General features: G+C 38.9%; 14 protein-coding genes and 2 tRNA genes. 5 read left to right on the top strand and 11 right to left on the bottom strand.

All coding sequences use genetic code 11. The annotated features are described in order from the left end of the window. Nucleotides 1–71: 71 nt before the first annotated feature. A tRNA-Tyr gene (locus I6F40_RS11960) sits at nt 72–156 on the top strand. A 49-nt stretch (nt 157–205) separates the two neighbouring features. After that, nucleotides 206–290: transfer RNA gene (locus tag I6F40_RS11955), tRNA-Tyr, on the top strand. Between the two features lie 149 nt (nt 291–439). On the opposite strand, the gene I6F40_RS11950 is transcribed toward I6F40_RS11955, so the two are convergent. Beyond that, the gene (locus I6F40_RS11950; protein ID WP_331460306.1) at nt 440–1126 is read right to left on the bottom strand and encodes a M48 family metallopeptidase; all 687 of its coding nucleotides are present in this window, start codon (nt 1124–1126) and stop codon (nt 440–442) included. Between the two features lie 337 nt (nt 1127–1463). Here I6F40_RS11950 and I6F40_RS11945 point away from each other — a divergent pair, with 337 nt between their 5' ends. Both I6F40_RS11945 and I6F40_RS11940 read left to right on the top strand, forming a co-directional pair. Next, nucleotides 1464–4796: an MHYT domain-containing protein gene (locus I6F40_RS11945; RefSeq protein ID WP_197192972.1), complete on the top strand. Its 3333-nt coding sequence runs from the start codon at nt 1464–1466 to the stop codon at nt 4794–4796. A gap of 3 nt (nt 4797–4799) precedes the next feature. Next, on the top strand, nt 4800–5792 hold the full coding sequence (locus I6F40_RS11940; RefSeq protein WP_166379063.1) for a response regulator: 993 nt from the start codon (nt 4800–4802) through the stop codon (nt 5790–5792). Here the strand turns inward: I6F40_RS11940 and I6F40_RS11935 are convergent. Further along, nucleotides 5789–6229, bottom strand: a complete 441-nt coding sequence (locus I6F40_RS11935; RefSeq protein ID WP_197192971.1) for a VOC family protein — start codon at nt 6227–6229, stop codon at nt 5789–5791. The two genes, I6F40_RS11940 and I6F40_RS11935, sit on opposite strands and share 4 nt — an antisense overlap. A gap of 1 nt (nt 6230) precedes the next feature. Beyond that, nucleotides 6231–6962: an HD domain-containing protein gene (locus tag I6F40_RS11930; RefSeq protein WP_231609355.1), complete on the bottom strand. Its 732-nt coding sequence runs from the start codon at nt 6960–6962 to the stop codon at nt 6231–6233. Nucleotides 6963–7026: 64 nt separating this feature from the next. Here I6F40_RS11930 and I6F40_RS11925 point away from each other — a divergent pair, with 64 nt between their 5' ends. After that, nucleotides 7027–8217 (top strand): class I SAM-dependent methyltransferase, encoded by a 1191-nt coding sequence (locus I6F40_RS11925; protein ID WP_007581068.1) that lies wholly within the window; start codon nt 7027–7029, stop codon nt 8215–8217. 183 nt (nt 8218–8400) lie between these two features. Here the strand turns inward: I6F40_RS11925 and I6F40_RS11920 are convergent, their stop codons facing one another. The 8 genes from I6F40_RS11920 to pgi form a co-directional block, all read right to left on the bottom strand. Then, the gene (locus I6F40_RS11920) at nt 8401–8697 is read right to left on the bottom strand and encodes a PilZ domain-containing protein (RefSeq protein ID WP_166379057.1); all 297 of its coding nucleotides are present in this window, start codon (nt 8695–8697) and stop codon (nt 8401–8403) included. 9 nt (nt 8698–8706) lie between these two features. After that, nucleotides 8707–9087: a response regulator gene (locus I6F40_RS11915; protein WP_166379055.1), complete on the bottom strand. Its 381-nt coding sequence runs from the start codon at nt 9085–9087 to the stop codon at nt 8707–8709. Nucleotides 9088–9162: 75 nt separating this feature from the next. Next, nucleotides 9163–13050, bottom strand: a complete 3888-nt coding sequence (gene hrpA / locus I6F40_RS11910; RefSeq protein WP_197192969.1) for an ATP-dependent RNA helicase HrpA — start codon at nt 13048–13050, stop codon at nt 9163–9165. 272 nt (nt 13051–13322) lie between these two features. Next, nucleotides 13323–14354, bottom strand: a complete 1032-nt coding sequence (locus I6F40_RS11905) for an isoaspartyl peptidase/L-asparaginase family protein (RefSeq protein ID WP_166379051.1) — start codon at nt 14352–14354, stop codon at nt 13323–13325. Nucleotides 14355–14481: 127 nt separating this feature from the next. Continuing rightward, on the bottom strand, nt 14482–15186 hold the full coding sequence (locus I6F40_RS11900) for a SapC family protein (protein WP_149591951.1): 705 nt from the start codon (nt 15184–15186) through the stop codon (nt 14482–14484). A gap of 335 nt (nt 15187–15521) precedes the next feature. Then, nucleotides 15522–16232 (bottom strand): 6-phosphogluconolactonase, encoded by a 711-nt coding sequence (gene pgl, locus I6F40_RS11895; RefSeq protein ID WP_007581060.1) that lies wholly within the window; start codon nt 16230–16232, stop codon nt 15522–15524. Nucleotides 16233–16234: 2 nt separating this feature from the next. Next, nucleotides 16235–17707 (bottom strand): glucose-6-phosphate dehydrogenase, encoded by a 1473-nt coding sequence (gene zwf, locus I6F40_RS11890; protein WP_166379049.1) that lies wholly within the window; start codon nt 17705–17707, stop codon nt 16235–16237. Nucleotides 17708–17975: 268 nt separating this feature from the next. Beyond that, entirely contained in the window at nt 17976–19622 is a 1647-nt protein-coding gene (pgi, locus tag I6F40_RS11885) for a glucose-6-phosphate isomerase (RefSeq protein ID WP_166379047.1), read from the bottom strand. Nucleotides 19623–19912 lie beyond the last annotated feature (290 nt).

Genomic DNA, 19912 nt, shown 5'->3' with positions numbered 1-19912 from the left:
TTTATTTCAATTTTCTTTAGCTTTTTTCTTTACTTAAATACGCAATTTGCTATTATCAGCGCCGTTGCATTGGAGGGGTTCCCGAGCGGCCAAAGGGATCAGACTGTAAATCTGACGGCTCAGCCTTCGCTGGTTCGAATCCAGCTCCCTCCACCACTTTTCTTACCGCTAAGTTAAGTGGGGCCAAATGCAATAAAATTAGTGTGGAGGGGTTCCCGAGCGGCCAAAGGGATCAGACTGTAAATCTGACGGCTCAGCCTTCGCTGGTTCGAATCCAGCTCCCTCCACCACTTCTCTAGCATTCCTATATTCCTATATTCCTATATTCCTATATTCCTATATTCCTATATTCCTATATTCCTATATTCCTATATTCCTATATTCCTATATTCCTATATTCCTATATTCCTATATTCCTATATTCCTATATTCAGTAACATCAAAACACCCATTGTAAACTCATACCATTTTGTTTTAACCAATTAGATGATGTTTTGTAATCGGGGAAAAACGCCTCTACTCGCTGCCAAAAAGCTTTGCTATGATTTAAATACTTTAAGTGGGCAAGCTCATGAACAATCACATAATCTATAGCGTGGTAAGGAGCACCTATAAGATGTAAATTAAAAGTGAGTTCTCGCTTGCTATTACAACTCCCCCACTTTCGTTTATAAACAGCTATTTTTAAATCATTTGGTAACTCTTCACCCATTTGAGTACAGAAATACGCTAAACGCATCTCTATGTATGCAATAAGCTGCTCTTTAAGATAACTCTCTAATAACTGTCGATACTTTTGATAAGTGTTTTTAACTCGAGGAGATATTGTAATAAGTAAGTGGTCATCATACGGGGTTACTTTGGAATCTTGGCCTGAGTCCAGTTTCAAATAAATAGTTTCTGAAAAAACACTGATTTTTTTAGATTCAAAAGGATATTGCTTAGTGTCCTCAATTAAAAATTGTTTTTTTAATTGCTCTGCAACCCACTTTTGCTTATCAAATAACCAAGTATCAATTTGCTTTTTTGCGACAAAGTTTGGTGCATACACGGTCACCTTTCGTTTATGTACTTTTATAGCAACTGTTTTTCGTCTAACACTTTTCTTTAACTGATATTCAAACACTTAATTTCTCATAAACTATTTTAGTGCAGATAAAAATTATCCACTTTGCAATTAAGATAAAGTTGCTAAAAAGCTATTAGCCACAATAAACTCACTAACCCACTACTTTAATACAATTTAGCCCTACATATACTAAAACAAAGACACATTAATATATTTTAGTATTGTAATAACACCATATTAAAATAAAAAACAACGACTAAAGAAATACTACTTGCTAAACAAAAGATAACATATAGTTATAAAAGTGTTTTTCATAGTGGTTCAATGAAATAATTGTTTATTTACTAGTAAATTAGATTAAACTTATTCAATAAAGACTATATTTTGAGCCATTATGTTATCAGCTTTTTTTATTACTGACCAAGACCCAAGCTTAATTATTAATGGCGTTTATGATCCTGTTTTAGTTTCCATGTCTGTGTTGATAGCTATTTTTGCAGCTTTTTTTACTACCCGCCTCATTGATTTAGCAAAAAAAACTAAGTTTCCTGGTTATCAACGTTTAGCAAATATAACAGCTGCTATTGTTTTTTCAGCCGGTATTTGGAGCATGCATTTTATTGGTATGCTCGCGTTTTCACTGTGTACCAACATTAGTTATGATCCAACTATTACACTCGTGTCTTTTTTGCCCGCGTTAATTGCTTGCCAGTATTCGGTATCAATGCTTGTAAACAGTAATGGTAACTTAAAAGTATTATCAATTTGTTCCGTGTTGCTTGGCGCTGGTATTGGCACTATGCATTACAGTGGTATGGCAGCAATGGAGCTTGCCCCTCTTCTTCGATACGATCCACTCATGTTTGGTTTGTCAATTATAGTGGCTATTTTTCTCTCTTTTATTGCTTTATACAGTCGCTTTAATCTCGAACGTATTTTTTCAGATCTGACACCAGTACAAAATAATTTAATTAGTGCAACTATTTTAGGCTTAGCTGTTGCAGGTATGCACTACATGGGGATGGCTGCAACACGTTTTGTTGCAACGTCTCCACTTATTTACGATGATGTAAACGCTAATGCGGGCCTTACTTTTGTTGCTATTTCTGTAGCAACAGCAACAATTGCAATCACTAGCGTTGTTGCTGTAATAAATGGCATGGTTCGCTACCGAATGTTACTTGAAGAGAAGTCAGCTGACGAGTCTCGCTTAAACGCAATTTTAGGTACAGCCATTGATGGTATTGTAACAATCGACCATACAGGTATTATTTTGAGCTTTAATGAATCAGCAACTAAAATATTTGGTTGGTACGAAAATGAAGTACAAGGCCTAAACGTGAAAATGCTGATGGATGACTCCATTGCAAAATACCATGATGGCTACCTCTCAAACGCGCATAATATTGATTTAGGTAAAGTAATAGGTATAAATCGAGATGTCTGTGCAAAGCACAAAGATGGGCATTTATTTCCTATTCGTTTAGGTATTGGTCAGGTAAATCAGTCTGGCCAAAACCCGTTATTTGTTGGTTTTATTACAGATTTAACAGAGCAACGAGCTTTGCAAAGGAACCTTGAAGAAAAAGAACAAAAGTATCGATCTTTAATGAATAACATGCCAGGTGTGGCCTTCAGATGTAAGTTTGATGATAACTGGACCATGCTTTTTATTAGTCCAAGTATCAATGAGTTAACGGGTTATAACCCCAATGAATTTACTGAACATTGCATTGAATTTAACGATCTAATTTTAAAGTCAGATCAGCAATCTATTGTTGATGCCGTCACAAAAGCCGTAGAAGAAAAACGTCAATATTCAATCGAATACAGGATTCGCCACAGAAATGGTAAAATATTATGGCTCCTAGATAAAGGCAGCATCGACTTTGATACCCAAGGCCAAGCAAAGTGGATTGATGGTGTTTTAGTTGATATTACTGAGCGTAAGGAATATGAAGAAAAACTAGAGCAAGCTAAATTTAAAGCTGAAGAAGCAGCTCATGCAAAGCAATCTTTTATGGCTAATATGAGCCATGAAATACGCACACCTATGAATTCTATAATAGGTTTCAGCGACTTATTAATGGACACTCCACTTGATCTAGAACAGCAAAAGCATTTAGTTATCGTAAATAATGCAGCGCGTTCATTACTTAGATTGTTAAATGAGATACTCGATTCTGCGAAACTAGAACGTGGTAAGCTCACCATTGAGCCAGTGCACTTTAGTTTAAAACCAGTAATAGACAGTATTATCTCTACTTTTTGGTTAGAAGCTAAAAAGAAAGATTTAGAACTTAAACTCCATATTAAAGAATCTGTAAGTACGACGTACTACGGCGACCCAGATCGACTCAGACAAGTACTCACCAACCTAATTGGTAACGCTATTAAGTTCACCGAAAAAGGCTCTGTTACCGTAACCGTTGGTATAACACAAAATCAGCATCTGTTTTTTGAAGTGCAAGATACCGGTATTGGTATTGCAAAAGATCGTATTCAAGCAGTATTTCAACCTTTCGAACAAGCCGATGGTACTACTACTCGCCGCTTTGGTGGTACAGGTCTTGGTACTACCATAAGCAAACAACTTGTAGAACTTATGGGCGGAACAATAAACTTAGTAAGTGAACTAGGTAAAGGCACCTGCTTTTACTTTTCATTGCCTCTTACTTTAGGTGACGAAACTAAAATAGATCATTTTGATGGTCTACACACCCAACTGCCTGCACTTAGGGTGTTAGTAGTTGACGATATAGAACAAAATACAGAACTACTTTCTTTACTCCTATCACGCGATCAGCATGCAGTTACCAAGGCATCTAACGGACTTGAAGCGATTAAAGTATTTGAAGAACAAGACTTTGATGTCATTTTAATGGATATACATATGCCATTGTGTGATGGCATAGAGGCAACACAAAAAATAAGAGCAATAGAAAACCAAAGACAAATTAAATACACGCCAATTATCGCGCTCACAGCCAGTGTATTACAACAAGATAAGCTTACAGCTAAAAAAGCAGGCATGAATGGCTTTGCAAACAAACCCGTCGATATAAATCAGCTAAACCAAGAAATAGCACAAGTGCTTGGTCTTGGTATTGCAAAAGAAATAGTTATATCGCAAAGCGATCCTAAAGTGCAGCATATAGATTTTGAAAAAGGGTTAGCCCTTTGGGGTTCTAAGTGTAAGCAACTTACAGAGATTACTAAATTTATTAGTGACAGTAATAAACGGTTAGAAACATTATTCAGTGATAAATTATCAAACATAAAAGATGTCGATAGCACCATTCACACACTTAAAGGTGTTGCTGGTAACTTAGGCCTAATAACATTAATGAAGTTATTAACCGATTTAGAAAGAAAGCAAAGTGACGCTAAAGTTATTAGTACTTTAGACGATATAAAAAGCGAGTTACTTGTCATTTCACAACTGCTGTCATCAAATACTTGCGATAAGCCAAGTAGTAAGCCTGAAGATAGTAGTTCAGATACGCTATCAATTGATGAAATTAAGTCATTGTGTAAGACGCTTTATCAAGATGCACAAAATGCAGAATTAAATGATGAGCTACTAGCAAAACTGCAACGCGGCATACCTTCAATCTATAAAAATGAAGTTAATGCTATAGCCGAAGCCTTTGACGAATTTGATTTTGATAAAGCACACGTAATACTAGAAACCTTACTTGAAAAACTAACAAACAATGAGTATTAATTAATGGATTTTACGACAGATAGGCCACGAGTATTAATTGTTGACGATGAGCCTGCAAATCTAAAAGTAATGCGCGAAGTGTTAGGTAATCAATATCGTATGTCGTTTGCTAAATCGGGTGATGCCGCATTGGCACTACTTGAAAAAGAACTACCAAAGCTAATTTTACTAGACATAATGATGCCAGATATGAATGGTTTTGAAGTATGTCAAATAGTTAAAGGCAACCCTAAAACATCACACATCCCAATTATTTTTGTAACTGCACTTGGTGATGAAAGCGATGAATATAAAGGTTTTGAGTTAGGTGCCGTAGATTATATTACTAAGCCAATAAGCCCTGCTATTGTAAGAGCTAGAGTTAAAACTCACTTGTCGCTAGTGCAAGCAGAGCAATTAAAACAAGCACATGTAGATTTAGTACAACGTCTTGGCCGCGCTGCTGAATATAAAGATACCGACACTGGTGAGCACATAGTACGCATGAGTCAATACAGTAAAGTATTAGCGTTAGCGCTAGGGATGCCAGAACACCAAGCTGAATTACTACGCCAAGCGGCACCAATGCACGATGTAGGGAAAATAGGTATCCCCGATGCTATTTTATTAAAACCAGGGCGCTTAACCAACGAAGAATTTGAGCATATGAAAAAGCATGCTCTAATTGGTGCACAAATTTTAGCAAACTCATCTTCTCCTTTATTACAACTTGCGCATACGCTTGCAATTGAACACCATGAAAAATGGGATGGTTCAGGCTATCCAAATGGTATAAAAGGTGAGGATATATCCGTCGAAGGAAGAATTGTTGCCGTTGCTGACGTTTTTGATGCTCTGACTTCAAAACGCCCTTATAAAGAGGCATGGAGTGTAGAGAAAACAGTTTTGCATATGCAAGAGCAAGCAGGACTTCATTTTGATCCCGCTCTAATCGAACTATTTGTGAAAAACTTAGACGATATTCTTGCTATAAAAAATGCAAATCAAGAAAGCTAATTCTTTTTAGCGCTGTGAGAGCCAAGCTCAACATTTGGGTAGTAAGACTTTATATAACGATAGTCATGTGACGTAACTTCATGGCTATTGCTACTCTCATCTTTAAAGTACATAGAAAACGTTACACCATGATCTGCTAAAACTACTTTTATATTTAAACTCTCAAAATGATTGAGCCACTGTATAAATTGATCCCCGCTGGCTAAAAATGCAATCCCTTTACTACGCCCCTCTCCTTCAAAAAGTGCTAAACGAGTTGTTGAACTCGCATCTTCAAGTGTTAAAGGGCCGCGTCCGTCCTCATCCCAAAAGGCAAGCTCGGGTACTACACTAAAACCTAAAACACGCTCATACCACTTAACGGCATCAACCAAGTTATCAACATTTAAATGGCAATGATCAATCCCAGATAATTTAGGTATGCTTGTATTATTCACGTTACTCACCTATTTCTGACTTTAATTGCTCTAAAAATTCATGCATATACCTTGTACGCCTATTCGCTTCTGCTTTAGCTGATGGCGTATTCATGCTATCGGCAATATGTAATAACTTTATGAAAAAGTGATCAAGCGTGTATGTTTTATCATCAGCCTCGCGTTCAACACAAAAAGGGTCTTCTGGGTTGTACAATAGCCGAGAAATTGATCCACCTACTTTCATACAGCGACTCACCCCAATAGCGCCCAATGCATCCATTCTGTCAGCATCTTGTACTATTTGCGCCTCAACTGTTTTAATTTTTATATTTGCGCTGAAGCTATGCGCCGCAATAGCATGATGAATCTCATCAAAAAGTGACTCGTCATAATTAATAGATTTTAAAAATTCCAATGCCTTATCGGCTGCCATAGTAGAGGCTTTTGCACGATCAGGGTGGTTTTTAGCCACCGCCACACAGTCATGCATCCACGCTGCAGGTAATACAACTGACATGTTTGCCTGCTCCGCATTACATAGCTGTATTGCAACGCGCACCACTCGTTCTATATGGGTAATATCGTGAGCTACATCGGCATGCACTAAAGAGGCTATAAACTCTCTACATTGTGAATTAAGTATTTTTAAATCGGGGCTTAAAACGGCGTCGGGCACTATTAGGTTCCAAAAGCTAATGAATCGATAAATTATCCGTACTTTACCGTGCTTTATGCCCACCTTGCAAAACATTCATTGTATGTTGCTCGCTGCTTGACTAAAATACAGCACTTATTTATTACTACTGAGAAGCCTTATGTCATCTGCCGTTTACCTACAAGCTGGTCGCGATAAATCATTAAAAAGAAAACACCCTTGGTTATTTTCAAAAGCCATCAAAAAAATTAAAGGTAAACCTGGATTAGGCGACACAGTAACGATTCACGATAGCGAAGGTAAGTTTTTAGCAACTGCTGCTTACAGCCCTCACTCACAAATTCGCGCACGTGTTTGGAGCTTTGACGAAAAAGAAGTAATCGATCAAAACTTTTTTGAACGCCGTTTACGTCGCTCATTAGAAGCACGTAGCCAAGTAATAGAAGAAGGCGGATTAACAGGGTTTCGATTATGTGCTGCTGAATCTGATTACTTACCAGGCGTTACAATCGATAAGTTTGATAATGTGTTAGTGTGTCAGCTACTAAGTGCGGGTGCCGAGCGTCATAAAGGCGAGATTGTTGGCGCGTTGATGTCTATTTTCCCGGGTTCTAGCATATACGAGCGCTCAGACGTAGAAGTACGCACTAAAGAAGGCTTAGAGCCAATAAAAGGCGCTCTTTGGGGTAACGAACCAACACAGCCGGTACTTATTGAGGAAAACGGTTTTAAAATTGAAGTCGATATAATTGATGGACATAAAACGGGCTTTTATTTAGACCAGCGCGATAGCCGCGCCGCACTTGAGCGCTTCTCAAAGGGTAAAACGGTACTTAACTGTTTTAGTTATACAGGTACATTTTCGTTGTACGCCCTGCGTGGTGGATGTGAGCATGTAACTAACGTAGATGTATCTCAACCCGCTTTAGATACAGCAAAACGTAATGTTGAACATAATAACTTAGATTTAAATAAAGTAAGTTTTGTTAAGCAGGACGTATTTAAGTTACTACGCCAATACCGCGACGAAGGTAGACAGTTTGATACTATCGTAATGGATCCACCAAAGTTTGCTGATAATAAAGCGCAGCTAACCGGTGCGTGTCGTGGTTACAAAGATATCAACATGATTGCCATGCAAATACTAAAACCAGGTGGAACATTACTAACGTTCTCATGCTCTGGTTTAATGGAACAAAACTTATTTCAAAAAGTAGTAGCCGATGCAGCACTTGATGCAGGTAAAGACCTACTTATAATGGAGCGATTAAACCAGGCAGCCGATCACCCAATTGCTGGCAGCTACCCTGAAGGCTTTTACTTAAAAGGCTTAATCTGTAAGGTTTTTTAATATCTAATCATTCAGTTTAATACCAATTCGCTTAATTAAGTATTCTACTTTGAGGAAAGAAAATCGTGTCAATAACAAGGCAAAAATTTCGTTATTTAGTTGTTCTATATAAGAGATTTTTAACGCAGTTAGTGCCAGATTTAATCCCTCAAATTGATTAAGTATTATTGCGGATTGGTATAACTAATTAAACTGAATGATTTCAAGTCCTGCGGTTACCGTGCCATCATCTTCTTTGCTGGCACGTATTACTTTTGCTGTTGCCTTTAACGGCTCAATGCTTGGATGAGTAGATGCTATATCAACAGACAAGATAGTGTCTAGTTCAAGCAAGTCATCCAAATGCAGTGACAATCCCGTTGCACTTAAATCTACACACTCTGCGGTATAATTCAAGCCAGCTACTGGCTCTATACTCGTTAAATTTGCAGTCGTATTTACCTGCATACGCCTAAAATTTCGTTTATCATCGTTAAACATAAGTTCCCTCTAAACAACTGTGTTAATTTCTTCTAATAAAACGCCCACTGAAAATGGTTTTACAACATATGCGTTGCAACCAGCATCAAATCCTGCTTGTTTTTCAGATGGAGACTCTAGACCCGATACCATAACGACAGGAATATCTTTTGTTTCAGGAGTATGCTTAAGCATCCGACATGTATCATAACCATCAAGACCAGGCATACAAACATCAAGCAAAATTATATCTGGCGGGCTAGCAATTGCCGATGCAAGGCAGCTCTGCCCTGAATCTGCATAACTAACATCAAACTTCGACGCAAGTGCTGCTTTAAGCATTTCAAAATTAAAATACTCATCGTCTACCACTAAAAGTCGCTTTGTTTTATGTTCAATCGATGAGGACATAACGATGTCGCTTCCTTTTCAAAAAAAAAATAAATCCTTCTATTAAGGTACTAAGCTTAATAGAAAATGCAAGCTTTATTCTATCTCTTTTATCGCATTAAGTACTCGCTTAGCCGAAATTGGGTAAGGAGTTCCAAGCGTTTGAGCAAATAGCGACACTCTAAGCTCTTGTTGCATCCAAAAAATAGCGGTTACTTCTTGTGGAATAGGCAAGCCTTTAGGCGTTTTATTAACTACTTTTTTGTACTCTTGAGCAACTTTATCCAACTCTAGTACGCATAACCTATCACGATTTGGATCCACAGGCAGCTTCTCTAAACGTTTTTGAATCGCTTTTAAATAACGAATTAAATCCGTTATTTTATCTGCGCCATGCGCGCTCACAAAACCTTTAAATATAAGTGACTCAAGCTGTGATTTTATATCGCCATGCGCAGTTATCATGGTTAAATCAACGCGCTCTTTCATTTTTTTATGCAGTGCGTGCGCAATACTTAATACTTGCTCAACTTGCGTTGCAATCGATACAACGGCATCACCGAGCTCACCTCGTATTTGCTCTTTTACTGTTTCAAATGCTTTTTCATCGCGTATATCACCGTGTTTCACTAATAAGCTATCAACACCTGCGGCGATACAGTCATCAATTAAATCAGCAATTTTACCAAATGGGTTAAAGTACAAACCCAGCTTGGCCTTATTCGGTAAGTTTTGTTGTAAGTACTTAATTGGCGACGGCACATTTAACAGTACTAAACGGCGCAAACCTTGTTGATGTGCTTGCTGCGCTTTTGCTTCACTATCAAAAAGCTCCACTGCAGCGGCTGATTTTTTATCCACCAGCGCAGGGTATGCTTTTATTTCGTATTGGCCTTGTTTTTTAACATATGACGCTGGCAGTTCACCAAAGTCCCATTGTGTTAGGTCTGATTTTTCAATGCCTTTATCGGCTACTTTAGACAGTGTCTCGGTTACTTCACCTTGTAGCTCTGCTTTAAGTTTGGCTAAATCAAGTCCACGAGCAAGTAACTTATCGTGTTCATCACGTACTTCAAACTGCAATCGTAAATGCGGTGCAAGCGCGGTTAAATCCCACGCTTCTGCATCAACTCTCACACCTGTCATTCTTAATAAGCGCGTAGCTAAAGCATCAATTAAGCTACCTTGCATTGGCTCAATAGCTGCAAGTACTGCATCTGCATAATTTGGTGCTGGCACAAAATTACGGCGAAGCGATTTAGGCAATGACTTTATAAGCCCACTTATTAGCTCATGTCTAAATGCAGGTATGTGCCAGTCAAAACCACTCTCTTGTACTTGATTCAACAGCGCTACCGGTATTTGTACCGCAACACCATCAACCGCTTGTCCTGGGTCAAAATGATAAGCAAGCGGTAATATAATATTGTCTTGTTGCCATGTGTCCGGGTAGTCAAACTCAGTGATATTACTTGCGCCGTGTTGCATTAACTCTTCACGGGTCATGTGTAAGTAATGTTTATTTTGTTGTTTTTGTGTTTTATACCATTTTAAAAATGCAGCGCGGTTATTAATTTCTTTGGGTATTTTTTTATCGTAAAACTCAAATAACGTTTGCTCATCAACTAAAATATCACGACGACGCGACTTATTTTCCAGAACTTGAATATCTTCTATTAGCTCACGGTTAAACGCTAAAAAGCTCTCATTTAAGCCCAGCTCTTGCTCAACTAATGCGGTGCGCACAAAAAGCTCTCGGCTCACTTTAGGGTCAATATTGCTATAAACACAGCGGCGTTTATTTACAACGAGTAAGCCGTACAAAGTTTGCTGTTCAAACGCGATTACCGCACCTGGCTTTTTCTCCCAGTGTGGCTCTGTATAGCTGCGTTTCACTAAATGCTGTGCTAATGGTTCTACCCAGTTAATGTCTATTTTTGCATTTGTGCGGGCATATAATTTACTGGTTTCTACCAGCTCTGCCGACATAATCCATTTAGGGCTCTTTTTAAATAAACCTGAACCCGGAAAAATATGAAACTGACTATTACGTGCGCCTTTGTATATTTGCTTCTCATCTTTAAAGCCAATATGGCTCAGCATTCCGCTTAATAACGCTTTATGAACAAGTTCGCCATCAGCCGCTTGGCTGGTTGCCTTCATACCCATTTCGTTACACACAGTACTTATTTGATAAACAATATCTTGCCACTCACGCAGGCGCATATAGGCTAGGAAATCTTTTTGACACAGCTTTCTAAACTGGCCATTAGTCAGCTCGCTTTGCTGCTCTTCTAGGTAATTCCATAAGTTCAAAAAAGCGATAAAGTCTGAATCTGGGTCGTCAAAGCGACCGTGTTTTTCATTGGCTGCAGCACGTTTTTCTTGCGGGCGTTCGCGTGGATCTTGAATCGACAGCGCCGCCACAATAACAATCACTTCACGCAATGCGCCAAGTTTGTGAGCTGTGAGCACCATTTTAGCTAAACGAGGGTCAACCGGTAATCGGCTGAGTTCTCTACCTGAAGCGGTTAAACTCGTTTTACTATCACGTTTGTCTGGTTTTACTGCTTGTAGTTCTTCTAATAACGATAAACCATCACTTATATTACGGCTATCTGGTGCTTGCACAAACGGAAATTGCGCCATATCACCAAGCCCGAGTGCCAACATTTGCAAAATAACTGAGGCAAGATTAGTACGCAGTATTTCAGGGTCGGTAAACTCTGGGCGCGATAAAAAATCATCCTCAGAGTACAAGCGAATACAAATACCCGCTTCAACACGTCCACAACGACCCATACGCTGATTAGCACTTGCTTGCGATATAGGTTCTATTGGCAGGCGCTGAACTTTTGTACGATAACTGTAGCGGCTTATACGCGCAGTACCTGGATCTATGACATAACGAATACCCGGCACGGTTAGTGACGTTTCGGCTACGTTGGTCGATAAAATAATATGACGACGAGAATGTGGCGCAAATATACGGTTTTGCTCTGCATTAGATAAGCGCGAGTAAAGTGGTAATACATCAGTGTGTTTTAAATTACGCTTGCTAAGTGCATCAGCGGTATCGCGTATTTCACGCTCACCGTTTAAAAATATCAGTATGTCGCCAGGACCTTCCGCGCACAGCTCGTCAACAGCATCAAAAATACCTTGTAGCTGATCGCCCTCGGCTTCCATATCTTCTTTATTAATATCGGCCGTTGGGTTGTAACGCACATCAACAGGGAAAGTACGGCCCGATACTTCTATAATGGGCGCATCATCAAAATGCTTTGAAAAGCGCTCAGGATCGATGGTTGCAGACGTAATTATTATTTTTAAATCGGGACGTTTTGGAAGTAGGTTTTTCAAGTAACCTAAAATAAAGTCGATGTTTAAACTACGCTCATGCGCTTCATCTATAATTATGGTGTCGTATTGGTTTAAAAAACGGTCTTGCTGAATTTCTGCCAGTAAAATACCGTCAGTCATTAGTTTAACGTACGTATTATTAGAAATCTGATCGCTAAAACGAATTTTAAAACCGACTTGCTGACCAAGCTCGCACTTCATTTCTTCAGCAATACGGTTAGCCACCGTTCGCGCTGCTAATCGGCGTGGTTGAGTATGGCCTATTAAGCCATCAACACCACGGCCAAGCTCTAAGCACATTTTAGGTATTTGAGTTGTTTTACCTGAGCCCGTCTCACCTGCAATAATAACCACTTGGTTATTTGCAATAGCGTCTTTAATTGTTTCCTTTTTTTGACTTACTGGCAATTGCTCAGGGTAAGTTACTTTAGGAAGGCCCGCTAAGCGTTTATCACGTAATTCTTGGCTACGGGTTATATCAGCCGCTATTTTTTCAAGCGCGTTGGCATGCTTGTTTTCATCCGTTATTTTTTTTACGCCATGTAAGCGTTTTTTGAAAATGAATTGATCTTTTTTCAAGCACGTTTTTAGCTCGCCAAACAACTGACCTAGGTTTACCACCCGCATACCTTATAAAATTAGTTAAAGAGCCATAATTGTATCAAATTAAACGGCCGGGGTTAATCCTACAAAATGCATAACACGGGGTTGTTTGTTATATAAACGCTGCGATTCACCGAAACTGCGAATAATAAATCTATCTCAAGCAGTTATTTTCAGCGCTAACTGTGCTGAAAATAACTGGCTAGCAAAAAATGAATTCAAATATCATTGTGGTTCAATACTTTAGTAAATCTATTAACCAGAGTTCAGGCTAATTAAATTACTTTGGCTTATTCGTCGTTAAAAATGCCCACGTAGGTCGCTTGCGTATTCGATTTACTTGCCCGATACATGCCAGAGGTATTAAACGGCAAGCTAATATTCCCCTTAGTATCAATAATAATAACGCCGCCAGTGCCGCCAATTGGCTTAAGCACACCGTTTATAACTTCATCTCCAGCTTCAGCTATGGTTTTATCTTGATACTTAACACGCGCACATATATCGCTCGCTACGTTATAGCGAATAAAGTATTCACCGTGCCCTGTTGCCGATACTGCGCACGATTCGTTTTCAGCAAATGTCCCAGCACCAATTACCGGCGCGTCACCTACACGGCCATAACGTTTTGCCGTCATACCACCTGTTGATGTACCTGCCGCTAAATTACCGTTTTTATCAAGCGCCACTGCGCCAACCGTGCCCATTTTGTAAGAGTTAGGCAATGCTTTGTGCGTGGCTTGGTACTCTTTACTGGTTGCTTTGGCTTTATCTAATTTTTGTTTTGCTTTTAAAAGCGCTTTGTAACGAGGCTCGGTATCAAATAAGTTATTTTCGACAAGCTCAACACCTTGCTCTTTAGCAAATTCCTCTGCACCCTGCCCACTTAGCATTACATGTACAGAGTTATCCATGACCAAACGCGCTAAACTAATTGGGCTCTCAATATGCTTTACACCCGCAACGGCGCCTGCTTCACGGTTTCGACCATCCATTATGGATGCATCAAGCTCATGCCCGCCATCGTAAGTGTATACCGCTCCACGCCCTGCATTAAAATAAGGCGATTGCTCTAATACTGTAATTGCCGCAGTTACCGCATCTAAACTTTCACCGCCTTGGTGCAATACTTTATAACCTGTCTCTACGGCCTCTGTTAATTTAGCGCGGTACAGCTTTTCTTGAGCGGGTGTAAATCGTGCTTTTTCTATTGTCCCTGCCCCACCATGAATCGCAATGGCAAAAGGAGTCTCTGCAGCGAATACGCTATTACTTAAAGCAAAAAGGCTGCTCGCAAAAATTGCTAATAAGGGTGTTTTCATAATGAGTTCTTTTATGGGAAAGTTATAAACTAATGTGAATGGTTGCGGGCTTAATTTCAACTAAAGTGAGTTTAATGGCATAAAAAAAGCGCCTTAAGGCGCTTTTTAAAATTTTACGTGTTTGTAATTAAGCTTGTTTTGCTTTTAAACGCGCTAAACGTGCTACTTGATGAGTAGACGTTAAGAAAGAATAAATTGGTGCTAAGTAACCACGTTTACGAAGCTCTAAGAAATCAGCATCGCTTAACTCGTTTAGCTTTTTCTCATCGATAAGGTAAATACCGTTGATGTCTTTTTTCTCGCCTTTAATGTCTACTGTTAGCGTTTGCGCAATCAGTAGCTCTTTATCAGCAAGGAATTTAGTGAACGCTTCAGTTACTTGAGAAAACTCAATGAAAGATACAAGCGCTTCTTTACGACGTTTTAGGTAATCTGTTTCTTCGCCGTTTTCAAATAATGCATTACCTTCGTCTTCACCAACAAGCGCACTTGCTTCGTCAATTACGATACCGTATTGATCTTGATCTGGGTGTTTAACTAAGCCCAGTGGGTAACGAGTCGTTGCCATAGGTGCAAATGCTGCAGTCCATTTACCATCTTCTACAAAAAGGTTTTCGCCTGGCTCTAGACCAAACATAGCAACTGCTTGAAAAGTGCCGCTTTCGTTGTTTTTAACGAATGACATTGGAAACTCGTTTGCTACACGTGCAAACTCATGTGCAACCACTGGCACTAAATGTTGAGTTTTCATGAATTCTACATTGATGCCGTTTTGAATTTTAGTGTTGGCATGTTTTTCGTTGTGTAAAGGCTGTACTTGTTGCTCCGCCATGTTACTGCTCCGTTTATTTTAATTTATATATTTCATTGTTAATACCTTTAGGCTAATGCTTTTGAGGTAAAAAAGGAAGGGAAACTTTTATGACAGCGACCATGAAAATATAAAATTTAACTAAATCTTAACGTTGCTAAAAAACATACAGCTAAAACTCACAAGTTTTGTTCAAAAACAACGCACTCCGTGGTTATTTTTAAAACAAACCAAAGCCAGATATTAACATTAGTTAATAACTAAAGTCTGCTTTTTACCGTATTTAGGCTTAAATTTGAACAAATAAAAAAGGCCGCTTATATTAAGCGGCCTTAAAAGTTAAATTAGCATCTAAATTAAGGTGCCCAATATACTTCAATATTTATACTTGGGTGATTAAGCACAGCGCGAAGTGGCATGTCATTAACATCGCCGCCCGCTTTTGCTTGCTTATAAACAGCGAGTTTTTCTTCACCGCTAATTAAAAGCTTAACCACTTTAGACTGCGCAATGGCATTTAACGTAAGCGTCATTCGCTCAGTAATACTACCCGTCACATCACTTTGTATCGCATTAATTGCACATACTGTTTGCTCAGTTGTTAAACCGTGCTCTAAACCTTCTGCATTTGGGAATAACGATGCAGTGTGACCGTCTGGGCCCATGCCTAGAATAGTTACATCGTATGGCGCTTTTAAAGCACTGTAAGCGGCTTCACACACTTCACTGCCTTGCTGCGCGGTTGCAGCATCGTTTTTCATGGTTATAAAGTTTGCAGCACTGCCAAAATTTTGTAATAACGTGCTTTTAATAAAAGCTTCGTTACTTTTTTCATGGCTTGGATCTACCCAGCGTTCATCAACCATAGCAACATCAACATGTTGCCAGTCTAAATCAAGCGTTGATAAATGCTTATACGCGGGTGCAGGAGAAGAGCCGCCTGATACCATGAGTACAGCACGGCCATCGTTTTTAATACCATCACGTAGTGATTGCTCAAGCGTTGCAGAAAGCTCAGCTGTTAACGCGTCTTTATCGTCAAAAAACTTTTCAACTAGTGTTGCCATGCTTATACCTTATCGCCTGTGTTAAACCACACGTGGCTTTTTTCTGCCAATAATTCATCAGCATCTTCAGGACCCCAGCTACCAGCACGGTAAAGCGCAGGTTTGCCCTTGTCTTGCCATCTATCAATAATTGGATCAATCCATTTCCACGCTTGACGAACTTCATCACGGTGAATAAATAATGATGGATTATTTGCAGCGGCATCAAGCATTAAACGCTTGTACGCATCTGAGTGAAAACCATTACTGTAAGCTTGTGAAAGCTCAATATTCATTGTTACTGGTTCAAGTTGCATTTGAAGGTTATCAAGACGCTTAGACATAAGCGTTAGTTGAATTGTTTCCTCTGGCTGCAAACGAATAACAAGACGATTTGGCTCGATATTACCCACGTTATCTTCGTAGATATTGTGAGATACTTTTTTGTATTCAACCACAATTTCTGCACAGCGCTTAGCCATACGTTTACCCGTACGAAGGTAAAATGGAACACCCGCCCAGCGCCAGTTATCAATATGCGCGCGAATAGCTACAAACGTTTCTGTTTTACTAGAACCTTCATTTAGCTCTTCTAAGTAACCCGGTACAATTTTACCGCTTAAGTCACCTGGTACGTATTGACCACGAACAATATTTTCATCAACATCACCACCTACTAATGGGCGAAGTGCTTCTAATACTTTTAATTTTTCGTTACGAATACTGTTAGCGTTAAGCTTATTAGGCGACTCCATTGCAACTAAACAAAGCAGTTGTAATAAATGGTTTTGAACCATGTCACGAAGTGCACCGGCTTTATCGTAAAAACCAGCACGGCTTTCAAGACCAACCGTTTCTGATAAGCTAATTTGGATGTTATCAATAGATTTAGCATCCCACATATTTTCAAACAATGAGTTTGAAAAACGTAGCGCCATTAAGTTTTGTACTGTTTCTTTACCTAAGTAATGGTCAATACGGAAAATTTGCTCTTCATTAAAAAATTCCGCAATTTTTCCATTAATTGCTTCAGCAGAATCACCGCAATAACCAATTGGCTTTTCAACAACAACGCGTGATGTAGGTGTAATTAAACCTTTAGTCGATAATATTTCACAACATGTGCCGTAAACAGCAGGCGGAAGCGATAAATAAAACACACGAGACTTAGTACTTTCGTGCTCATCTAAAATGCCTTTTAGCACATCCCAGTTGTCGTCTGCTTCTGTAACATTACTTACCACTGGCACTAAAAAAGTAGAAAATGCTTTCCAATCTTTAGCGTTAAACTCACCTTTGCTTAAAAATTCTTGTAATGCTTTATGCGCTGTTTCTATGTATTCAGCACGTTTCGATTCTTCGCGCACTGTTGGAAGGATACGTGAGCCTTCAGGTAAGTTACCTTCTTGATATGCTCTGTACATTGCAGGTAGCAATTTGCGTAACGCAAGATCACCACCGCCCCCAAAAATTATAATATCAAAAGGATTAAGCATAGTTACTCTCTACGTTGTGATACCCAGTACATTTTATAAATGTGCGGGTATGCCTATTTATTGCTAGATTAGATGGCTTTTATAACTGTATTTAAATAAAAGCCTGCTGAATTGTTCTGTATCTATGATTTATTATTATTTTTATCATTGCGCTTATTAAATGAGCCTTAGGGGCCCTGTATCTCCTCTCACAAAAATACAGACCCTAAGCACTCCAGCGCTACCCGTTCAAAGGTACTCGGTTTACTTACTTGCGTAAGCGAATTTTTTACTGCGTACGGTTTTGTTTGTAGTACGCCATTAAGCCGTTTGTCGAACTATCATGAGCATGTTTCACGCTTTCATCAGTGAGTTCACTCTCAATTTTAGATGCTAAACCTTTACCCAGCTCTACACCCCATTGGTCAAACGAACATATTTCTAAAATAATGCCTTGGCAAAATATCTTATGCTCATACAGTGCAATTAAACGGCCCACTGTTTTAGCATCTACTGTATCTAATAGCATAGACGTTGTAGGACGATTGCCTTGATGAATTTTATGATTTAATAACTCATCAATCTCTGCTTGCGGTTTACCTTTAGCGGTTAAATCAGCAGTAACTTGCGCTGCATCTACACCACTCATCATCGCTTCTGTTTGTGCAAAGAAGTTTGATAATAAAATATCGTGATGCTTATCAACATTCACTTGTGGTTTAACTGATGCAATAAAATCTGCAGGTACAATTACATTACCTTGGTGTAAACACTGATAAAACGCGTGCTGACCATTAATACCCGTCATGCCCCAAATAATTGGAACTGTAGTATAAGGTACCATTTCGCCTGCAAAGTTAACGTGTTTACCGTTACTTTCCATTTCGCCTTGCTGTAAATACGCAGGCAACATATGCAGTGCTTGGTCGTACGGTAATATAGCTTGCGCTGTGTAGCCTAAAAAGCTCGTATTCCATACACTAAGCAATGCCATAATTAATGGTATATTTTGCTCAAACGGCGCAGATTTAAAGTGCTCGTCTATTTCAAACGCGCCTTCTAAAATTGCTTCAAAGGCGTCGTAGCCTAAATATAAAGCAATTGGTAAGCCTATCGCACTCCAAAGTGAAAAGCGACCGCCAACCCAATCCCACATAGTGAATACGTTTTCGTCGCTGATACCAAAGGCAGCCGTTTTTTCTAAATTTGTACTTACTGCAACAAAATGCTTTGCAATTGTACTTTCATCTTTTGTTGTTTGTAAAAACCAATCAACCGCTGTTTTAGCGTTTGTCATGGTTTCTGACGTAGTAAATGTTTTTGACGAAATAACAAATAATGTTGTTTCAGGGTCAATGGCTTTTAATATAGACGAAATTTGTACACCGTCAGCATTAGATACGTAATGAACATTTAACGTATCATCAGCAAGTGCTTTTAATGCCTCAGTTGCCATTTGCGGGCCAAGGTTAGAACCACCAACACCAATACTTACAACATCTTTTACCGCTTTGCCGGTATAGCCTAACCATTTACCGCTACGAACTTTTTCTACAAACACTTTAATTTTAGCTAATTCGTTGTCTACGGCTTGTGTAACGTTTTCGCCATCCACTATTAATGGAGTGTGAGCGCGATTACGAAGTGCCGTATGCAGTACTGAGCGATCCTCGGTGATATTTATTTTTTCACCGCTAAACATTTTATCGCGCCACGATGCAATATCGCATTCTTTAGCAAGCGACATTAAGTTAGCAAAAACATCGTTATCAATAAGTTGCTTAGAATAGTCGAATAACACGCCAGGTACTTGAGTCGAAAACTTAGAAAAGCGCGTGTCATCTTGTGCAAATAACGTTTTTAGATGTGTTTGTTTCATCTTAGCTGCACTTTGTTCTAGTGCTTGCCAACTTGCTAGTTGCGTTCGGTTAGACATGTAAGTACCCTCTAATTTTTTCAATCAATTGATTTAAAAATGCTTTTTATAAAAGCAAAACTATTAACACTGCTTATTTACACTAAAATAAAGCGTCGATAGTATAACTAAAAATGCAAAAAAAGTGCTGTTTTTATAATTTTAGATGCCGATGATAACGCAATTTTTAGCTTTTGACACCGGTATCATAAAAATTTTATAAATTAATTTACCCCCAATTTTAAAGGCAACGGGATAGCTTAATCAATCAAAATGAAATATTAATGAATTTTTATAAGCACAATAATTAC

It is taken from the genome of Pseudoalteromonas sp. SWXJ133 (assembly GCF_015864365.1).
Lineage (GTDB): Bacteria > Pseudomonadota > Gammaproteobacteria > Enterobacterales > Alteromonadaceae > Pseudoalteromonas > Pseudoalteromonas arctica.
The sequence above is the reverse complement of the archived record's forward strand: the minus strand, read 5'-3'. Positions and strand labels throughout refer to the sequence as shown.

Excerpts from the sequence above, each read along its gene's own strand:
- I6F40_RS11945 (WP_197192972.1), top strand. The coding sequence starts at position 1,464 with ATGTTATCAGCTTTTTTTATTACTGACCAAGACCCAAGCTTAATTATT.
- I6F40_RS11940 (WP_166379063.1), top strand. The coding sequence starts at position 4,800 with ATGGATTTTACGACAGATAGGCCACGAGTATTAATTGTTGACGATGAG.
- I6F40_RS11930 (WP_231609355.1), bottom strand. The coding sequence starts at position 6,962 with ATGTTTTGCAAGGTGGGCATAAAGCACGGTAAAGTACGGATAATTTAT.
- I6F40_RS11925 (WP_007581068.1), top strand. The coding sequence starts at position 7,027 with ATGTCATCTGCCGTTTACCTACAAGCTGGTCGCGATAAATCATTAAAA.
- I6F40_RS11920 (WP_166379057.1), bottom strand. The coding sequence starts at position 8,697 with ATGTTTAACGATGATAAACGAAATTTTAGGCGTATGCAGGTAAATACG.
- I6F40_RS11915 (WP_166379055.1), bottom strand. The coding sequence starts at position 9,087 with ATGTCCTCATCGATTGAACATAAAACAAAGCGACTTTTAGTGGTAGAC.
- I6F40_RS11905 (WP_166379051.1), bottom strand. The coding sequence starts at position 14,354 with ATGAAAACACCCTTATTAGCAATTTTTGCGAGCAGCCTTTTTGCTTTA.
- I6F40_RS11900 (WP_149591951.1), bottom strand. The coding sequence starts at position 15,186 with ATGGCGGAGCAACAAGTACAGCCTTTACACAACGAAAAACATGCCAAC.
- pgl (WP_007581060.1), bottom strand. The coding sequence starts at position 16,232 with ATGGCAACACTAGTTGAAAAGTTTTTTGACGATAAAGACGCGTTAACA.
- zwf (WP_166379049.1), bottom strand. The coding sequence starts at position 17,707 with ATGCTTAATCCTTTTGATATTATAATTTTTGGGGGCGGTGGTGATCTT.
- pgi (WP_166379047.1), bottom strand. The coding sequence starts at position 19,622 with ATGTCTAACCGAACGCAACTAGCAAGTTGGCAAGCACTAGAACAAAGT.